A 19,889-nucleotide genomic window follows, 5' to 3' on the forward strand; every position below is an offset into this window, starting at 1 on the left:
AAATACCACTATTATAACATGGTTTTACTGTAGACATAAAAGCGCACCTTCATAGGCTATGGCTGATAAGTTAATACATTATTTGTTGTGTGTTCTTTTTTGATTACAATAGCGTTAATTAAGTTATCAGCCGCTTCATAATCGGTCTAATTCTTACCTTTCATGCTTTATCAATATCTTTACTTAGGAAATGCTATTTTATGTCGACCACCAGTCTCATTCTGTTTAATAAGCCTTACGGTGTGCAAAGTCAGTTCCGTGATGACAGCAACAACGACCACACCACCCTATCGGAATATTTCACGGATAAGTCTTTGCGCGTTGCTGGCAGATTAGATGCGATATCTGAAGGGTTACTGATTTTGACGAGTGATGGCAGGGTTAATAAAGCCATTACTCATCCACCAAAAGCCAATGCTGGACGTAAACAAGGTAAGACTTATTTAGTACAAGTTGAAGGTACTCCTACTGCCGAGCAACGTGATAAGCTTCGACAAGGCGTGATTCTTAAAGATGGTAAAACTCTGCCTGCCGACATCAAACAGCTTAGTGAAGAGGATTTACCGATGCCACTTTGGCAACGTGACCCGCCTATTCGTGAGCGTAAAAGCATACCCACATCATGGTTGATGCTGACGATTTATGAGGGTAAGAATCGTCAAGTCAGACGCATGACGGCGCATGTTGGCTTGCCTTGTCTGCGTCTTATTCGTTGGTCAGTGGCAGGCTTTGAATTGGGAGAACTGGCAGTTGGTGAGTTTGTGCGTATCCATTTAGACAGTGCAAAACTGCGAGAATTGGGTGTTCATAATTAATCGAACCTAACATCATGTTGATGTCGGTATTATGAGGGTCTGTTGAACATTCAAATGTGGTACTGGCAGCGTCTATTTTTTTAGACAATACGCAGTGAAATTTTTGACGACTAGTCGTTCTAGGTTAGACAATTTCGCCATGTATTGGTAAAAAATAGCCCTGCCCTGAAAGGCTGATACTAAAATCACCCCAAACATTGTTGTAAACCTAGCTAAGGTCTCGACATTATCGTCGGTTTACGCCTGATTTGATAAAAGGTTTGATGCGATTTTAGCGATCAGCAGTCCTAATATTTGAATGTTCAACAGACCCTAACATTAATTATCACTTTTATGAATAATATCTACCAACTATCACGTGTTCGAGTATAGATAGCAACAACAGATAATATAAATAAGATAATGGATAAATCGACACACGTATCTGCTTGAGAGAGCTCAGTCATGAAATCGAGCAAATATATTACGACCTGTTAAACATAGCGTCTCGAACTGGTAAGGTTTATCTGCTAAGATTCAGCACTTCACTGCCTTAGTGCCATATTAGTGGCGTACTTTGACTTTGCCTCTATTTATTGTTCCTCTTATCTCTTTTAAGGATATGTCATGATTCCTTCGCGTCGTTTCGCCTTGTTCGCCACCAGCATTGCTGCGGCACTTATACTGAGCGCTTGTCAGCCAGCAACCGAGAACGATGAGGGGATGCCTACAGAAAAAGTGGCGACACCATCGACTGAGATGCCTGCGAATCATGAAGGCATGGACATGGATGCTCACGCAGGTCACGATATGACAGGTGGCGATGCAATGGCGGATGAGATGCAAATGACGGATATCCTCCAAGACTACACCAAGTCAATGACGAGAATGCATGATGAGATGATGATCGGCATGGTCTATAACGATGCTGATACTGCCTTTGCGAAAGGTATGCTGGGACATCATCGCGGCGCCCTAGACATGGCAAAAATCGAGCTAAAGTATGGTACTGACGCCGCCATGCGAGAGCTGGCGCAAGAAATCATAACGGCGCAGCAAGCTGAAATAGACATTATGAATAAATGGCTCGCTGGCCATCCCGATGCAGCTAAACCCAAGCCTAATACTCAAGCGATGCAGCAAGCTTATGCCAAGAGCATGGATGCAATGCATGATGACATGATGCTAGGTATCGCTGACCCTGTCCCTGATATGGCGTTTGCACGAGGTATGTTGCCCCATCACATGGGCGCTGTAGACATGGCAAAAATACAGCTCAAGTACGGTACTGATGCCGAGATGCGCAAATTGGCTCAAGATATCATCGATGCCCAGCAGTCTGAAATTGAACGCATGCAAAACTGGATTGCCGCTAACAAAACCGCCGAGGTTAATAACAACGCTGTTAGTAACGATACTGTTGGCAATGACGCTACTGTTAAAAATGAGGCATCCACTAAAGCACCTGCTGAGCAACCTGCTATCTAAATTGACTATGGTTCAATCGGTACCGATAAATGTACAAGCTATCACATCAAACCCCTGCTAATCATAAATGCTTAGCAGGGGTTTTTGTTTTTACTCGGACATATTGAATCATAGCTACGGTTCAAAGTATGTTAAAACTGCTCTATTTACGCTTGTTGACGTGCCATGACATCAAGCCATACCTGCCAGCTTGGCTGTACGGTTGAATGGTCACTACTATCGTCTGATAATGACTCTGTCTTTGCTAAGTACAAGCTTACTTTGTGCGGAAAGGTTTTGTCGTCTATGCTCTGCTGTTTTGCACTATTAAGCACCGCTTTAGGTAGTACGCTGACGCACATCAACTCATCGCGACGAAACAGGTAACATTCAACCTCACGCTCTGCTTTAATAAGCGACGCTAATTGCTTGGTGTCTGCCTTGATACCGTCAATAGCGATGATGACATCATGCGCCGATATACCAGCGTTGGCAGCCACACTGTCACGCGTCACGCGATTGACCTTCAGTCCAGCTGGCGTCTCACTACAGCGCATACCCCAAGGCACATGCTTATCGGCAGTTTCTTTGCTATTAACATGTATTTTTATGCCGTTTGCCGTTAATAATGCTTCAATGGGTAATTCTTCCACCCCATTGACATAGCGGCGCTCAAACTCTTGCCAGTCAGTAAGCGCCATAAATTGCCCGACAACTTTGCCCATATCGGCACTGCTGATACCAATCCGTCGGTTGTCATTCTGCGTTGCTTGGTTATAAAAAGCCTTGACCACATCAAATAACCGATAACGACCGTTGCTCTTTTCGAGTAAAGTTAAATCTAAACAAAGCGCCACCAATGCGCCTTTATTGTAGTAACTAATACCGGCATTACCTGTGTTTTCATCATTACGATATAATTTAATCCATGCATCAAAACTCGACTCAGCGACACTTTGATAGGCGCGTCCAGGCGTTTGATAGTAGCGATTGATTTGTTCAGCCAGTAATTTGAGATAACTTGGTTTATCAATCACCCCTGACGCTTGCAACATAAAATCATCGATATAAGAGGTAAAACCTTCGAATACCCAAAGCAGCGGTGTAAAAGCTTCGCGGCGCAAATCTACATCCAACATGACATCGGGGCGTACGGTTTTGACCCACCACGCATGAAAGTACTCGTGGCTGCACAAGCCTAAAAAACGCTGATAATCGCTGCTGGGTACTTTGGGTTCGTCAATACTGGGCAAGTCGCGACGCGGGGTAATCAGGCTGGTCGAATTGATGTGTTCAAGACCTCCGTAGTCTTGCCCACTGGCAAAAGTCATAAACGTATAGTCGTTGAAGGGTGCATCACCCAGCCAATCTAGATACGTCTGACAAATGTGGGTGACGTCTTGCTGTATTCTACCCATATTGGCATTATGCTTACCCGACAGATAAAAACGGTGAGGTAGGGTCTGATGTGCATGGTCTTGGACAATAAAGTCAAATTTATCCTGTTCAGCGATTTCAAAAGGATAATCAATCAGCTCGTGATAGCTGTTTGCCTGTAGTGCAAAGCACTGCTGCCCATCAAGTCGTAAATGGGTAGATTCAAGACCACAAGCTAAGAGCACACGGCTTTCTTGTTTATCCGCAAAAAATGTGGCTGGCACTATCAAGCTTACTTGTATAGGCGTCTGCTCTTGCCCATCTACCGCTAGCGCTAAAGAAGTAAAGTTCCCATATAAGCGCTGCTGATCGACGTAGGCGGTGCGCACAGACAAGTCATAACAGTAGACTTCATAATGGACGTCTACGGTCTGCCCTGCTTTAACTTTTGGTAATTGCCAGGTATTTTTGTCTGTCTTTACCGCGCGCTGTATCTCAACGCTCTTATTATTGTCGTCAGTGATTTGGTAATGTACTGCGGTAATATTGCGGGCAAACTCGCGCATCAGATAGCTACCCGGTATCCATGCTGGCAACCACAGCTTTGGTGAGTCTACGTTTGCTGTAAAGGTAAGCGACACATCTACTAAGTGCTCATAAAAACGCTCAAAATCGAATCGATAACTACTATCGGCTACGATTTCAGCATTCTCACTGATTGAAGTCGTACTTATTGACTTATTATTGGGAGTGTCGGTGTTAGAACTATTGATATCAGCTTTATTGGTAAATGAATTCATCGTCTTTCTCATCTTTATTTTTATCGTTATGGTAGAAGTCCTTAACCGAAAACGCAACGGGCAAACCAGAAAAAACAAGCACGCTACTCTGTAAATGATAGAAAACAACGTTTATTTTCATAAATTATGATATTAATTTGCATTTTTTATCACTTTTCCCTTGAAAGTTATGTGAGCCATCGCAATTAAAGATGCTAACTGCTAAAGTTACTTTAATAAACTGATGATAATTGACTAATGACGTGGCTATCTGGCTTGCCGATTGGCTTTTTTAGGTTTATTGCAACCGTATTTAATTTTTTACACAGATATATTTAGGATAATTTATGACTACTATCGCAAAAGACACTGCCGTCAAATTCAATTACACACTAAAAGACGACGAAGGCAACGTGCTTGACCAATCACCAGAAGGTCAGCCACTTGCTTATCTACATGGTCACAGCAACATCATCCCAGGCCTAGAAAAACAACTAGAAGGCAAATCTGCTGGCGAAACAGTAAACGCTGTCGTTGAGCCTGCTGATGGCTACGGCGAATACCAAGAGCAAGCGGTACAGCATGTGCCACGCGATAACTTCCAAGGCGTTGATGACATCCAGCCTGGTATGCAATTCCAGTCAGAAGCCGGTGGCCAAGTAATGTTGGTGACGGTTACTGAAGTAAATGATGACGAAGTGGTCGTTGATGCCAACCATCCACTAGCTGGTAAGCGTTTGACTTTTGATGTTGAAATTCAAGAAGTACGTGCAGCGACTGAAGACGAACTAAACCACGGCCATGTCCATGGCGCAGGCGGCGTTGAGCACTAATCTCTATTTGAGTATTAGAAAACATTTAAACGATAAGCGAGTACGATGAAGCTTGTCGTTTATTGTAAAAGGTCAGTAGATACGTCTACTGGCCTTTTTTTATGTTTTACGGCTTATCTATAAAAATACTTTATCCCAAACGTAACAAAGCCGCATAACGACGAGCGCTATGCGGCTTTTATCACCAACCATCCATGTTAACGCTACATGATACCTAATCCCGAGGCATCCTATAACTAGCAGGCATCCAGCCTTATTATCCCTAATTAGCAAACCATCTATCCCTGATGCGATCTTTAAGATACCAATCCCTAGTATCAATGAACTGTTTCGTTCAATCGTGCCGTACAGTTATAATCGCAGATTGACCCAAGGTTAGTAAGAGGTCGAAGCGTCAATCTATGTAAGCATATGCTTACATAGATATTTATATGACCGCTTTTATGGTTCGCTCATATACGGCTGCTATAGACTCTCTTCAGGGCTGACCGTTGCTTTTGAATCAGCACTGAGCATAATATAAGCCGCTTCATTGATAAAAGCTTCGTCTTCAGGTAGCTCTGGACGCTCATTGGCTTTCATTTGACTACGCTCTTCAAACTTCGCATCCATCGCCGCCTGATAAGTATTCCAGTTGGCATACGGACGCTCACCTGTAGCGATGAGGCGTTTATTCTCCGCTTCTAATGAACGCTTTTCGATCAGCTGCATTTTGGCACGGCGGCTATTGATATCGAGATTGACAGGCTTTTTCTCATCATCCATATCGCGAATGTCATTTAACGCAGATAAGTAAATAAACTGTGGATCCTTTTGCTGACGAATTGTAGACTGCTGGTTCAGCGTCGCTAACGTATCGCTAGTGAATTTACCTTCAGGCTTATAAGGCGCGGTTTTGATGGTATCCCAAGGCAACGCTTTTTTCTGTGCCCGCTCGCCAAAGGTAGCATCGTCATAGATATTAACCAATTCGACATCGGGGACTACGCCTTTATTCTGCGTACTGCCGCCGGTGATACGATAGAATTTACGTTGGGTTAAGGTCGCTGAACCCAAGGCTAAATTGTCCAGCTGAATCTGGGCAGAGCCTTTGCCAGTTGTGGTACTGCCAACCACCAAACCACGGCCATAATCTTGAATGGCGGCAGCAAAAATCTCACTTGCAGAGGCAGACGCTAAGTTAGTAATGACCACCATCTTGCCGTCATAGAGTTGTTCGCCACCATCGTCGTCACGGTATACTTGGATGTTGCCGCGATTGTCACGGATTTGGACCAGTGGACCACTCTTAATAAAGAAGCCGAGCATTTTGGCCACTTCATCTAACGAGCCACCAGGGTTGTTGCGTAAATCAACCACGAGGCCATCGATGTTTTCTTTATTTAATTCTTTGAGCGCTTTTTCGGTATCGATACTGACACTACGATAATCTTCACCGTTACGGCGCGCCTGATAGTTCAAATAAAAGCTTGGTATCTCAAGGACACCAATACGCTTGGGTGTTTTATCGATATTCGGACGCTGTACTTCTACGACGCGCTGGGTAACGCCTGATTCTTCTTGCTGAATAATATCGCGCACCACAGTGACGGTACGGGCGCTGGCTTCTGGTGCGCTGGCCTGACGTAGCTTGAGCGTGACTGAAGTACCGCGCTTACCACGAATGAGACTGACGATTTCACGCGTCGACCAACCGACTACATCGGTCATGTTTTTGCCGTCTTTGGCGATACCAATAATCAAGTCATTGGGCTTAATCTGTCCCGTTTTTGCCGCTGGCCCACCATCTACCAAGGTCACGATGCGTGTATAGTCTGGGTTTTTACGATCTGGCCGGATAGAAACACCAATGCCTTCTAACTGTAGACTGGATTGAATCTGCAACTCTGTCGCTTGAATAGGTGCATAATAATTGCTGTGCGGATCATAAGTGAGCATCGCTGTGTTTAAGATAGTCTCCATGATTTCGTCATCTTTGAGACGCTTAAACTGCTCTTGTTGACGTGACAAACGATTGAGCAAAATCTCACTGGGCGTGCGCTCATCATTACGGATCAAATCCTGACCACGAGTGATGTCTGGATTATTTAAGAAAACTTGCTCTTTGGCTTTTTCATCTTCTTGACCCAAAGTGATACTCATCAGCTGAAACTTCAGCTGACGCGCCCAATAATCACGCTGTTCTTTTTTGGTCTTAAAATGGCTAAGCTTTTCGCGGTCAAGGACGATGGTCTCATCGCTGGTCAAATCCAGATCCGTCTTTAGCATTTTGCTTGCCATGGCAAAATATTCGTTTGAGCGTTTACGATAGCGCTCGAATACCTCTACCCCTGCAGACAAATCACCACGTTTGAGGCGATCACCGAACTCGGCGGCATATTTTTTCTTTAGCTCATCAACATCAGATTGCAAAAACAAGGTATGGTTTGGATCAAGGCTATCAATATACATAGACAGAATTTCGCTGCCTGTTTTGCTATCGAGAGACTGATTGAGATAATGGCTGCGATCCAGCAAGGCGGCGACCTGACGAGTAGTGACTTTTTGTTCAGGTGTCTGGACGAAACCTTCAGTGTTGGTATCTGCCACTGCGGTACCGTAGCTCTGAGTAAGAATAAGACCGGCGATGCCCACTGACGCTGCACTGAGTAACCACTGTGCTGGTTGTTTTTTCATCATATCTACCTAGTTATTTTAAGTTAAAAGTATTATTAATTTTCATCGAAAGAATTTGCTTGGTCATTCCCTATGCATCAAATTTAGTTATTCTCTTACAGCGCTGCTTTTCACAAACCATCTTTATGGCATTCACTTTATATTGCATTAACCTTGTTATGAATTTGACGATTTCTAAGCAAGATACTTTATAAGACTTCAGCATTGGCATTACCTACTTCAGCATTGGTATTACCTAATGATATTGCTACTTAATAAAATGACTGCTTTATCATATTGATCGTTGAACAAAATACTGCCAACGTCTTGCAAAAAATCAATCAATACTAGCATGAGCATAAATGTGCAACTGTCTCAATCTGTATAAGCAATATTACACTTTACCTCGGTACATACCAAACTTTCTAGCATATTTATTAGCGATGGCTGCTGCTCGCTGCTTGACAGATATCGGTCATTCATTTCGGTCAATTTAACCAGTAGATTATGCGCAGCTCACAATAGCTGTCATAATATATCGATAATAGTGAGTGATTATTGCGCTTATTTACCCTGATTGATGGTGCGCTGAGCTCATAATATAACACTGAATAGTCGATTCTATTTGCCTTTGTTACAAAGGAAATTGCGTGCAGTTAGGCAGACCGTACTGTACGCTGATTGATACAATAATGGTTTTAGAGTAGATGACTGATATAACATAATAAGGATCACGCGATGTATGGCGTCTTAATGATTGATATTGATAGTACCGCACTGACTGCTGAAGATGTGAGTTTAATCAAACAAGCCCAAGTTGGTGGGATCATCTTGTTTGGCCGAAATGTCAAGGATGCCGCGCAAGTGCGCGCAATGTGTGACGATATACGCTATCACAACGCCGATATCTTGATCGGTGTTGATCAAGAAGGTGGGCGCGTCGCAAGATTACGTGAAGGTTTTACCCCATTGCCCGCGATGGGGCGACTGGGTGAGTTATTTAATCAAGATCCTAGCCGTGCGCTTAGCTGCGCTTATGACTGTGGCTATCTAATGGCAGCAGAAGTGCTGGCCGTGGGCATAGATCTGAGCTTCGCACCGGTACTCGACACAGACGGTATTAGCCAAGTGATTGGTGACCGTAGCTTTCATCAGCAGCCGCAAGCCATTACGGCTTTGGCGACCCAGTTTATGCGCGGTATGAAAGCGGCTGGCATGGCAACCACTGGTAAGCATTTCCCCGGTCACGGCGCCATCGCTCCTGATTCTCATGTATCAGAAGCGATCGACAGCCGCAGTTTGGATGAGATTATGCACAGTGACATGCAGCCGTTCGCCCAAACGCTGCCTTGGCTTGATGCGTTGATGCCAGCGCACGTGATTTTTTCACAGGTAGATAACAAGCCAGCGGGATTCTCTAAAATTTGGCTGCAAGACATCATCCGTGATGAGCTAAAATTTGATGGCGTTCTATTCTCTGATGATTTATCTATGGCAGGCGCGCAAGCAGCTGGGGATGTTAGCGCGCGCGTCAAAGCAGCGATTGAAGCTGGTTGCGACATTGCTTTGGTATGCAATGATAGAGTTGCGGCTCATGAAGCGGCCGAAGCGGCGCAAAACTTGCCCTACCCCAATCAAAAACGTATCAAAACCATGTGCGGGCAGATACCCGTTTGGCAAGGTAATCTTGAGGCGACTTGTCAGCAGTTTGACTATTGGCAGCAAGCAAAGCAGAACGTCACTCAGACCTTTTTTAATACCTCGGCAGAGCAGCCATCTACAGATCATGCGGCATCAAAAGATCCTACTGTCTATAAATAATAGCCTGTCATTTTTTTAGTAAATCCATAAATATAGTCAAAATATCCTAAAATCGCGACGGTATTGCTGATATCAATTTTTTGTCGCCTCTGTCTGCGCAGGCACAGCAAGCAACAAAAATGGATATCAGCAGTGCGTGATGGTTCGATATTACTTTTCACTGACTATATATGCCAAATCTATAGCAAATAAAAAACCGCATCTTTTTTTAGATGCGGTTTTTTGGTATTAATGACTTTTAAATATCAATAGTTTTCTTACTATCAATAACTGTCTAAAGACTACTGAGTATTAACTTGTGGATCTACTACCGTCCTACGACTTGCATCATCACCATCTGGCAAGAGATCATCATTGTTGCTGTCTAATGGGTTTAAGTCCGGATCAAGGGCATTGTTGGTGATCGTCATACCACCATTTGCACTGACAGTCTCATCATTGACCAAAAACTCAATACGGCGGTTGCGGAAGCGACCTTGTTCCGTTGAGTTATCAGCGATAGGATCTGTTTCACCCATGCCTTTGGTGCTCAGCTTGCTCGCATCGATACCTTGAGAGACTAAGTATTCTTTTACAGATTCGGCACGGTCGCGAGACAGCTTCAGATTATAAGCATCCGATGCTTGGCTATCGGTATAACCAATAATCATCAGATTCATATCTGGGACGTCTGTCATAATCTTGGCAGCGCGGTCAAGAAACGCTTTATTAACATCAGGAATAAAAGCTTTATCTACTTCAAAGTTAATTACTTGTAGACTTAAAGCACGGGCAACATCACGTGGATCTGGATTGTCTCCAAGGTTTGACATAGCAACATCGGCTGCCGCTAAACTATTATCAATTTCACCCTGCAAATCTAGTGGCCCCTCAGCTTGCACCGTCATCGCTGGTGCAGCCGCTTGTAAATCAGCGACCAGTTTATCCAACGCTGCTGCATCTGGTGCATTGACAGTAATGTTATCACCTTTAATAATCATACTGGCGTTTGGTACATTTTTGACAATAGGTAAGATAGTGGCAAGTTGCGCAGCAGCTGGCATGTCTATTGCAAAATTATCATCAACATCGGCGCGGCACTTATTGGCTTCATCCCCAAACGCACTGGTAAGCGCATTCATGACATTGGTCTGTAGCGTCTCATTACCCACATTCATGCGGCAAGCGTACAATTCACTATTTTCACCAGTAGCAATGCTCAATGAGGCAGGCTCAACAGCAGCAGCAACCGCTGCACCATCGCCTTCCGCCGCTTGCTCTTGGGTGACAGCAGGCGTAGCGACAGGCTCAGGGTTGTCTTGGCAGCCTCTCAGCAAAGCCCACGCCAAAGCACCTAAAATAATCAGACCAATAATAGGCAGCAGCGCTTTCATAAAGCTGCCTTCTTTCTCTTCTTCACGTTGTAGCGGTGCGGTACTGACCGTATCAGACATTCGCGCACCTGCAGGAGCAGCGGCAATCATACCGGCAGGCAGAACCGCACTTGCCCATGCAGGGATATGATGTTGATAGCTAGCAAGGTTGTCGTTCAAAAACTGTGGCACCGGTGTGGTTCCTGCCAAGCTTTTTATTTCATGGTAAGCAAGCGGTGCTGCCATCGCAATCAAACCACGAGATGCAGTGACATCGACATTGTGTTTGCCAGCCAGCTCGCGAGCTATCTGGTCACGGTGAGCGCTATCCGTCCATACCCGATCATAAAATCCTTGATCGTCACGGGCGATATTTTCGTTAGCAAAACGCTCATGCGTATCTTTGTCTGCCAAACGCGCCGCAAAAATAGCATAAAACTGCTCAAGTAGATTTTGTTTAGCAGGGCTACGGTCATCTCCCAATACTGCGGGGCTGACTGTTCGCGTTAAATGACTGATAATATCCATAGTATAAGTCCTCCATTAATTCTTATTAATATAATTTGTCTTTTGAATAGGGCTAAGATTTTTTCTCAGAATTATTAGAATTTACTTTTTTATTTTTTAATTCACTAAAAGCAAAGTCGATAATTATGATGGTAGCAACTATTTACCTATCCGTTAAAACATCTAAAAAGCAAAATCATCATGCAAGTCACTATAAAATAAATAGCTGTAAAAAAGGTTCGTCACTATTAGTTCACTGTTTAGTCACTATAAAAAAGCAACAAGCGCAATTGATGATGATTACATTCAACTTTCGTCATTATAAAAGTATTAAGGTATTTTTCACAATCAATACGCTGTTGTGCAAATGCTACATTAAGTAATGTTTCAGTTGTTACACGTAACTAGAAAGCCGCTGAAGTACAAATCGCTAACATAACAATAGTAAATAAGGTCGTATGTGTATTATTTATTAAACAGTCATTTTCAATAGCAATAAAACGATTTGATTTTATCTTTCATATTATTTATTTAAAAAAAAGTTGTGATTACGGTATGACTCATACTAAAGCTTAGCGACTGACCTACTTATTTCTTACTTGTGCAGGTTCAGCGACGATAACATTACTCGCCATATCCTCTACTTCAGACAAAGAGATTGGGCCTGACGGCCTATTGTTTGTAGAGGAATTGCTATTTGAGTTACTATTTAAATTACTAGGTACATTAGTGAGACTGCCATTATTACTGCGCACCGGATTGTTGCGTGCTGGCGCAGGCATCATACTATCGTCCGTATCGTCATCGCTTGCTTGATACTCTCCAGCACCATTATTGCTTGCATTGTTGTTATAGGCGTCACTATTAACATTGTTTGTAGCGCTGCCACTGGAGTCAAACTGAGGGTTCTGACCATTCATAGCCGCCATATCCTCTACGCCACTGCCATTGTTAGGTAATGGCAGTGGTGCCGCGCTATCAATCATCAGCGCTGGCGCTAACGTACGCATATCAGTGACCAAACGCTGTAATAGCATACTGTCTGGTGCTTCCAAGCTCACCCGCTCATTTTGCAGATGTAGCCGAGCAAATGGCGTTGATCTCAGCATGGTCAAGATATTCGGCAATACCTCTGTTGGCATATTAGCCATACTCTTAGCCACGCCCGCTTGTATCGTCAGCTCACAGATACCGGCCTGCTCACCAAAACTTGTATTAAGCGCTTGTTGCAACGTGCTTTGTAGCGCCTCATCGCCAACCGTTGCGCTACAAGTATAGAGACTGCCACTATCGTCTACCCCGACGATTAGCTCAACTGGCGTCAAAACCTGTGGTGCTGGCTCAGTAGGGGGCGGGGCAACGACAGGCGCAGGCGCTACAGGTTCTACTGGCGCTGTCATGTTGGGCTTGATCAATAGCGCCCATGCAGCAAAGCCCAACGCAGCAATGGCGGCTATTAATAAAAATACCCGTACCAATAGATCGTTGCGTTGATTACGGGTGCGAACTTTTTCCCGTTTCATGCTGCCATTTTCTGCTAAATGATGGGCAGCAGGGCTGGCATGGATAGCATGGATAGCATCAGAAGCATTATTTATATCTGTATTGCTATGCTTATCTAAATGCACACTAGCATTTGGAGAGCTATTGCTATTCTCTGTAGCCGCTTCTATTGGCGGTGCTGGCATTGCTGCTGTATTAGCAGATGCTATGACATTTGGCGTATTGCTAGATGTCTGAATATCTTGAGCAGCGCTGATAACTGGTGCTGACCATATGGGTAAATACTGGCGCAAGGTGGGCTGCTCTTTTTGCAAAAACGCAGGCAAAAACTGTCCACTCGCCAGTGCCTTTAGTTCACGGTAAGCCAGTGGCGCAGCATTTATAAGCAATTGGGTGGTCGCAAGCTCATCGATATGATGAGTGGCGGCAAGTTCTTGTATGAGTGTCTGCCGCATATTTGGGGCGAGCCAGAGCTGCTCAAATAAAGGGCTTTCTGTCACGCTATCAGCAACGATCACTTGATCAGATCGCAACAACTGCGAATATACCTCTGGCAAAGCCAAGCGTGCGGCCAAAATCGCATAAAACTGCTCAAGGAGACTGACATGGGCAACGCTGCTATTATTGCCTAGCACAGCGGGCGTGACGCTTTGTTCTAGTTGTTCAATGATACTCATGACTGACGGCCTCTATCGGCTTAATATAGTTAATCCTAGTGAAATCAGATACAGTGTCAGGCTCGTTCAGTCTACTATTTGCAGTCCTGTCACTCGCTTTTCTTGTATCTAAATTCCTTTCAACCGACTATAGTTTATATTTATAAAAGCAATAAATCATTCCTTATCACTTTATTTGATGTTTTTTCTACAAACTTATGCCTTATAAATGGCACTCTATAAAACAGCTATATCCGTGACAGTGCTTATGGTACATCGCTTGTATGACCCAGCTTATAATTTGTACTTACACTTATATCAGCAGCACTATAGACTGCTGCTATCAACGTATTTAGCGCTACCGTTACTGTCCGTATACGAAGCATTACTTACTCATCTTTATACACTGCTATATTGTTAGGGTATGTCTTCAATTCACTCTATAGTCATCTAAATGGGCTAAAAATGGCTAAATCTTGCCAAACATCGTCAAATAGCTGGTCAATATCCCGATATTATCTACGCTATTTTTCTTGTCTGACGGCAATTTATCTTATTTTTATCACCATTTTTGAAATGAAGACGCACCCTAATAACAAATGATTATTAAAGCACAATTCTCTACATAATGGGTTTTTGCTTTATTCTTGTCGCTGTTGACGTAATGATTAGGAGTTGGCATGGGAATTGCCATGTCACTACTTATTATTATTGACCGTCTTATCCATTAGCAATTTGGGCATAATATTATTTACACATAGTATTTAGGCGTAGTATGTATACATAGTATTTAGGCTTTTAACCTTGCCATATTACACAATCACACACTAGGCTCGGCCTAAGGATTACCCTTTGTTTAACCACACGACCCTTATCATTATTATTACTGTTATTGTCAGCTTGCTTGCTTGGCAAAACAAAGCGCTATTTAATCGGCTTATTTTTTATCCGCCTGCGGTAAATAATGGGCAATGGGATCGTTTTGTGACGCATGGTTTTATCCATGCTGATAGTATGCATCTGCTGTTTAATATGTTTACTTTGTATTTTTTCGGTCGTGCTATCGAAGGGTTATATCAATCGTTTTTGTTCGGTTATGGTTTCGTGGTGTTTTACGTATTGGCTATCATTGTTGCGATGATTCCAAGTTATCTTAAGAATAAAAATAACGCCAGCTATCTCAGCCTTGGCGCCTCAGGTGGTGTATCAGCCGTATTGTTTGCTTTTATTTTGCTGGCACCATGGGAAAAAATCTATTTATTCGCGGTCATTCCTATCCCAGCGATATTATTTGCGGTCGCTTATGTGGCTTATAGCATCTATGCGGACAAACGCGGTGGCTCAAACATCAATCATCTGGCACATATGTGGGGCGGCGCGTTTGGGATAATCGCCACTATTATTTTAGAGCCACAAGTGCTACCACACTTTTTAAATGCACTATTATCGCCAGGCTTTTAGTAAAGGCTAGCTTTTAGAGCAATTTTTTAAAAATTTTTTTTGAAAATAATTAAACCCTTATTAACTTTATCGCTCTACTTAAGCGGTTAAATACGTTTACATTTTAAGATTAGATAACGAATTATGATTATAGATATTATCGGTGACATTCATGGTTATGCAGACAAGCTAGTCGGTCTACTCACCCAGCTAGGCTATCGCCATAACGGACAATGTTTCGTGCCGCCAGCAGGTCATCAGGCGTTGTTTATCGGTGATTTGATCGACCGTGGGTCGCAGCAAATGGCCACGTTAGAAATCGTGTTTGCCATGCTAGATGCTGATGTGGCCGATGCAGTGATGGGCAATCACGAATACAATGCTTTGGCTTTCGCGACGCTTGATCCTAATAATCCTCAGGAATACCTACGCTCGCACAATGAGATACATATGCGCCAACACGAGGCCTTTTTGGCAGAAGTACCGTTTGGCTCAGAGCGTCATCACTATTGGCTACAGCGCTTGTATGAGATACCCCTATGGCTTGAGACCGACTATGCTTGCTTTGTGCATGCTTGTTGGGATGTAGACAGTATGGCGGTACTGACGCCGTTATTGACTGCTGATAATTGCTTAACGCCTGAAGCACTTGTCGCCACTGCCCAAGAGCATAGCGAACCTTTTGAAGCGTTGGAGAGGGTATTAAAAGGTGTGGAAACCCCCCTACCTGCGGGCATGGTAATGGTTGATAAAGAAGGAACTGAGCGCACACGAGTACGGGTACGTTGGTGGCTTGAAGGCCTCAACGAACGTACACTATATGAGGTTGCGCGTGCCCCTTCATCAGCATTGGCACAAATTCCAGCGGATATATTGGCAGAAAATATCGACTTTGCGCTTAAAACCGATAAACCCGTATTTGTCGGTCATTATTGGCTAACTGGGACGCCTGAACCATTGAGCCCGCAAGTAGTCTGTACTGATTATTCGGCAGCGGTCGATAGCGGTTATCTAACATGCTATCAGCTCGATACCGAGCAGCCTTTGCCACTCAAAGCCGGTAATTTTGTGCAATATCGCCACGACAAAGACCCAGTGATATCGTCATAATAAAAGCGCTATTCAACTCGCTTTCGCATTAATCAGTAAACTTGGCTTTACGAAGGCGGCAAAATTTTTGTATGATGGTCGTTTTGAGGATATCAAAGCATGAGCACTCTATCAGCTAGTGTTAACTCTGTTGAGCAAAACAGTCCAATCACCTCTCCTGCTGGTCAACCAAAAGTTGGCATCATCATGGGCTCGCAGTCTGATTGGGCGACCATGAGCGCCGCTGCGCAATTGCTCGCCGACTTTGATATCGCTTTTGCTTGTGAAGTCGTATCAGCACACCGTACACCTGACAGATTATTTGACTATGCCAAAAACGCCAAAAGCAATGGCTTACAAGTCATTATCGCTGGGGCTGGCGGTGCAGCACATCTGCCGGGTATGTGTGCCAGTCAAACGCCGCTACCGGTCTTTGGTGTCCCTGTAAAATCCTCGATGCTCAGCGGTTGGGATAGCCTATTGTCTATCGTACAGATGCCAAAAGGCGTTGCTGTCGGTACTTTAGCGATTGGGGCGGCAGGTGCTTATAATGCAGCATTACTGGCGATTCAGGTCTTGGCCTTGCATGACGACGTAATCGCTAGCAAGCTAGATACGCTACGCCAAACACAAACTGACACCATTCTTGCCAGCCCCACACCGGGCATTATCAACAACTAGATTGGCGATAATGGTTAGAAAATATCAAGACCAATTATTTGGACTATAAAATCTAACCGTCAAATCCAACGATCAATGTTGTAAACTTGATATTTATGCTTAGATGAGCTCTACTAAATACAAGGTGCATACAGTGCACCTTTTCCTATTTTAATAGATTAGATTTTAGACTTAATAAACCGAATAACCTTTATCCATTTCCAATTCAAAGAGCCTGCCATGACTACAGCGAACGCTTATCCTGTGACCCAAAACATTCGTACTATCGGTATTTTAGGCGGTGGTCAGCTTGGCATGATGCTTGCCGAAGCGGCCATGCCATTAGGTTATCAGTGTGTTTTTTTAGAAGACAATGCTGACTGTCCTGCCAGTCTTTACGGGCGCGTCTTTCATAGTGAGCAACTAGAAGCCTTTATTGCCGCCGCCGATGTATTTACCTTAGAGTTTGAAAACACGCCGACGGCGACCGTTGAACAACTGGCCAATTTATCAAAATCTGGTAGCAAACAAGGCATGTTTCCGCCACCGATTGCACTTGATATCGCGCAAGACCGCTTAAAAGAAAAGCAGATGTTTAATGCGCTTGAGATCGCTACCGTACCCTTTAAAGAAGTTAACTCTGAAGCTGAATTGCAGCAAGCTTGCAGCGAGCTAGGACTGCCAATCGTCCTCAAAACCAGCCGCGGTGGTTATGATGGTAAAGGTCAATTTGTCATCAAGCAAGACAGTGATATCAAAGCGGCGTGGCAAGACCTCAAAGACGCCGTCAGTGGCCAAGGTGAGTTGACGCCAACGCCAGCGCCACTCATTGCGGAAGGTTTTATTCACTTTAGCCGTGAGGTTTCTATTATCGCGGCACGGGGACAGAACGGCCAGATGCGCTGTTATGATTTGGTCGAAAACCATCACCATCACGGTATTTTGGCCAAAACTCAAGCGCCCGCCGTTGGTACTAGCCATCTACTCAAGCAAGCGACCGATGCAATTACCACGGTCATGAATCATTTGGGTTATGTGGGCGTGATGGCACTTGAGCTGTTCGTCACCAAGGACGTGCGTGGCAATGATGTTGTACTCGTCAATGAAATTGCGCCGCGTGTGCACAATTCTGGACACTGGAGTATTGAAGGCGCTGTCACCAGTCAGTTTGAAAACCATATCCGTGCCGTGGTTAATTTGCCATTGGGTGATACCGACAATGTTCATCCAGCGATTATGCTCAACGTTTTAGGACAGTACCCCGATATCAGCGCAGTGCTGGCTATCGATGGCGCGCATTATCATAGTTATCATAAGGCTGAGCGCGAAGATCGAAAAATTGCACACATCACATTGATGCCCAATGATGTCGCTAATTTGGAGCCTGCCTTAGCCAAGCTCGTCGCGGTATTGCCCAATAAAGTCGGCCTCGACAAAAAGTCTGCTCCTGTGAATAATCAGCCAAAAGCGACCAATGACCAATCAACTATTGGCAATGACACTGTTAAAGCTATAGAAAACCCTCAAGTAGATACTGATGACGATCAAACAGATAATGCGGTAGACGTTAAGACAAAAACAGCGAAGGTTAAGAAATAATGCAAATTTGGGTGGATGCTGATTCGGTGCCATTGATTGCCAAAGACTTGATTATCAAAACGGCTGAGCGGACGCAAACAATGGCTATTTTCGTCGCCAATCAGCCAATTAAATTGCGTAAGTCACCGCTGCTCGTCATGACCGTGGTGCCATCAGGATTTGATAAAGCCGACGATTATATCGTAGAACAGATACAGCCAGGTGATTTAGCAATCACCAGTGACATCCCTTTGGCCAACGATATTTTGGACAAAGGCGGCTTGGTACTGACCACACGCGGCATAGTCTACGACAAAAATAATATTAAGCAAAAGCTCAATATGCGCGACTTTATGGATACCATGCGCGGTACTGGCGTGTTAGAGCTGCAAGAAATGAGCGGACAAAAACCTTATGGTGACCGTGACAAAAAAGCCTTTGCCGACGGTCTTAATCGTTTGGTTCGCTGATTTTTATAGCCATAATCTTTGCTATCTATCTTAACCCCCTCCTAGCCTGTGCTCTTTGCAAACCGTATACATTCATAACCAAACACTATGCAATCGGCACGCTTCATAACGAAGTGTGCCCATCATTGTTGTTACGCTGTAGTCAACTTTTAAGACAAACAGTTTTTACAACAACAGTAACGTATATAAGAATAGGAATGACTATGAAAATTTTAGTAATTGGCGCCAGTGGACGAGTGGGAACTGATTTAGTTAAGCAGTTATTAGCAGATGATCATCAAGTGATCGGTACCACGCGTGATAAAAAGAAATTGTTCGATGCAGATAATTATTCGCAATTGGATTTAGACTTATTAGCAAATAAAGACGATATTCAAAATCAGATTGATGATGACGTTGAGGCGATATACTTTGTAGCAGGTTCCGGGAACAAGAACTTGTTAGAAGTAGATTTACACGGTGCGGTGAAAACAATGCAAGCGGCGCAAGATAAAGGTATCAATCGCTATATCATGCTTAGCACAGTGTTCTCATTAGACACCAGCAAATGGACAAGCCCTGCGATTGAAAATCTAAAAGAATATTACATCGCCAAACATTACGCTGACCAATGGTTAGTCAACGACAGTACTCTTGATTACACCATCGTCCAAGCTGCTGCCCTAAAAGAACGCGCTGGAACTGGCAAAATTACGATCAATGGTACTGATGCTGGCGAGAATGCGATTGCGGATGTAGCATCGACTTTAGCAGCGGTTTTGAATGCTGATAGCGCAAGTAAGAAAGTCTTTAGCATGCAAAATGGTGAGACAGCCATCGATAAAGCTATCGCAACATTATAATCAAGCTCAGCGCTACCATGTTTATAATTAAAGAAAAAAGCGAGTAAGCCTTCCGGTCTACTCGCT

General features: G+C 43.9%; 14 protein-coding genes. 10 read left to right on the forward strand and 4 right to left on the reverse strand.

What is annotated here, in order from left to right; genetic code table 11:
- Positions 1–200 precede the first annotated feature (200 nt).
- Together AAEY80_RS01305 and copM are read left to right on the forward strand one after the other, a co-directional pair.
- Positions 201–815, forward strand: a complete 615-nt coding sequence (locus AAEY80_RS01305; protein WP_173239109.1) for a pseudouridine synthase — start codon at positions 201–203, stop codon at positions 813–815.
- Positions 816–1,421: 606 nt separating this feature from the next.
- Complete coding sequence (gene copM, locus AAEY80_RS01310) at positions 1,422–2,282, forward strand: CopM family metallochaperone (RefSeq protein WP_025651684.1); 861 nt, start codon at positions 1,422–1,424, stop codon at positions 2,280–2,282.
- Between the two features lie 146 nt (positions 2,283–2,428).
- On the opposite strand, the gene AAEY80_RS01315 is transcribed toward copM, so the two are convergent.
- Positions 2,429–4,438 (reverse strand): M61 family metallopeptidase, encoded by a 2,010-nt coding sequence (locus AAEY80_RS01315; protein ID WP_350587777.1) that lies wholly within the window; start codon positions 4,436–4,438, stop codon positions 2,429–2,431.
- A 326-nt stretch (positions 4,439–4,764) separates the two neighbouring features.
- Here AAEY80_RS01315 and AAEY80_RS01320 point away from each other — a divergent pair, with 326 nt between their 5' ends.
- The gene (locus AAEY80_RS01320) at positions 4,765–5,250 is read left to right on the forward strand and encodes an FKBP-type peptidyl-prolyl cis-trans isomerase (RefSeq protein ID WP_025651686.1); all 486 of its coding nucleotides are present in this window, start codon (positions 4,765–4,767) and stop codon (positions 5,248–5,250) included.
- 465 nt (positions 5,251–5,715) lie between these two features.
- On the opposite strand, the gene AAEY80_RS01325 is transcribed toward AAEY80_RS01320, so the two are convergent.
- Positions 5,716–7,926, reverse strand: coding sequence for a carboxy terminal-processing peptidase (locus tag AAEY80_RS01325; RefSeq protein ID WP_101211756.1), 2,211 nt, complete (start codon positions 7,924–7,926; stop codon positions 5,716–5,718).
- Between the two features lie 717 nt (positions 7,927–8,643).
- Here AAEY80_RS01325 and nagZ point away from each other — a divergent pair.
- Complete coding sequence (gene nagZ / locus AAEY80_RS01330; protein WP_025651687.1) at positions 8,644–9,726, forward strand: beta-N-acetylhexosaminidase; 1,083 nt, start codon at positions 8,644–8,646, stop codon at positions 9,724–9,726.
- 281 nt (positions 9,727–10,007) lie between these two features.
- Here the strand turns inward: nagZ and AAEY80_RS01335 are convergent, their stop codons facing one another.
- Positions 10,008–11,606 (reverse strand): OmpA family protein, encoded by a 1,599-nt coding sequence (locus tag AAEY80_RS01335; RefSeq protein ID WP_350587778.1) that lies wholly within the window; start codon positions 11,604–11,606, stop codon positions 10,008–10,010.
- Positions 11,607–12,169: 563 nt separating this feature from the next.
- Positions 12,170–13,765, reverse strand: a complete 1,596-nt coding sequence (locus tag AAEY80_RS01340) for a hypothetical protein (protein WP_201566137.1) — start codon at positions 13,763–13,765, stop codon at positions 12,170–12,172.
- Positions 13,766–14,596: 831 nt separating this feature from the next.
- Between AAEY80_RS01340 and AAEY80_RS01345 the strand changes: the two genes are divergently transcribed.
- From AAEY80_RS01345 to AAEY80_RS01370, 6 genes are all read left to right on the forward strand, one after another.
- Positions 14,597–15,205, forward strand: a complete 609-nt coding sequence (locus AAEY80_RS01345) for a rhomboid family intramembrane serine protease (protein WP_025651690.1) — start codon at positions 14,597–14,599, stop codon at positions 15,203–15,205.
- Between the two features lie 123 nt (positions 15,206–15,328).
- On the forward strand, positions 15,329–16,294 hold the full coding sequence (locus AAEY80_RS01350; RefSeq protein WP_350587779.1) for a metallophosphoesterase: 966 nt from the start codon (positions 15,329–15,331) through the stop codon (positions 16,292–16,294).
- Positions 16,295–16,393: 99 nt separating this feature from the next.
- Positions 16,394–16,954, forward strand: a complete 561-nt coding sequence (gene purE / locus AAEY80_RS01355) for a 5-(carboxyamino)imidazole ribonucleotide mutase (protein WP_084212283.1) — start codon at positions 16,394–16,396, stop codon at positions 16,952–16,954.
- 219 nt (positions 16,955–17,173) lie between these two features.
- Positions 17,174–18,532 (forward strand): 5-(carboxyamino)imidazole ribonucleotide synthase, encoded by a 1,359-nt coding sequence (locus tag AAEY80_RS01360; protein ID WP_201566136.1) that lies wholly within the window; start codon positions 17,174–17,176, stop codon positions 18,530–18,532.
- Entirely contained in the window at positions 18,532–18,981 is a 450-nt protein-coding gene (locus tag AAEY80_RS01365; protein WP_201566135.1) for a YaiI/YqxD family protein, read from the forward strand. The genes AAEY80_RS01360 and AAEY80_RS01365 overlap by 1 nt, the downstream gene beginning before the upstream one ends.
- A gap of 203 nt (positions 18,982–19,184) precedes the next feature.
- Positions 19,185–19,823, forward strand: a complete 639-nt coding sequence (locus tag AAEY80_RS01370; RefSeq protein WP_101210780.1) for an NAD(P)H-binding protein — start codon at positions 19,185–19,187, stop codon at positions 19,821–19,823.
- Positions 19,824–19,889: the final 66 nt, after the last annotated feature.

It is taken from the genome of Psychrobacter sp. 78a-MNA-CIBAN-0178 (assembly GCF_040309625.1).
Taxonomy (GTDB): domain Bacteria; phylum Pseudomonadota; class Gammaproteobacteria; order Pseudomonadales; family Moraxellaceae; genus Psychrobacter; species Psychrobacter okhotskensis.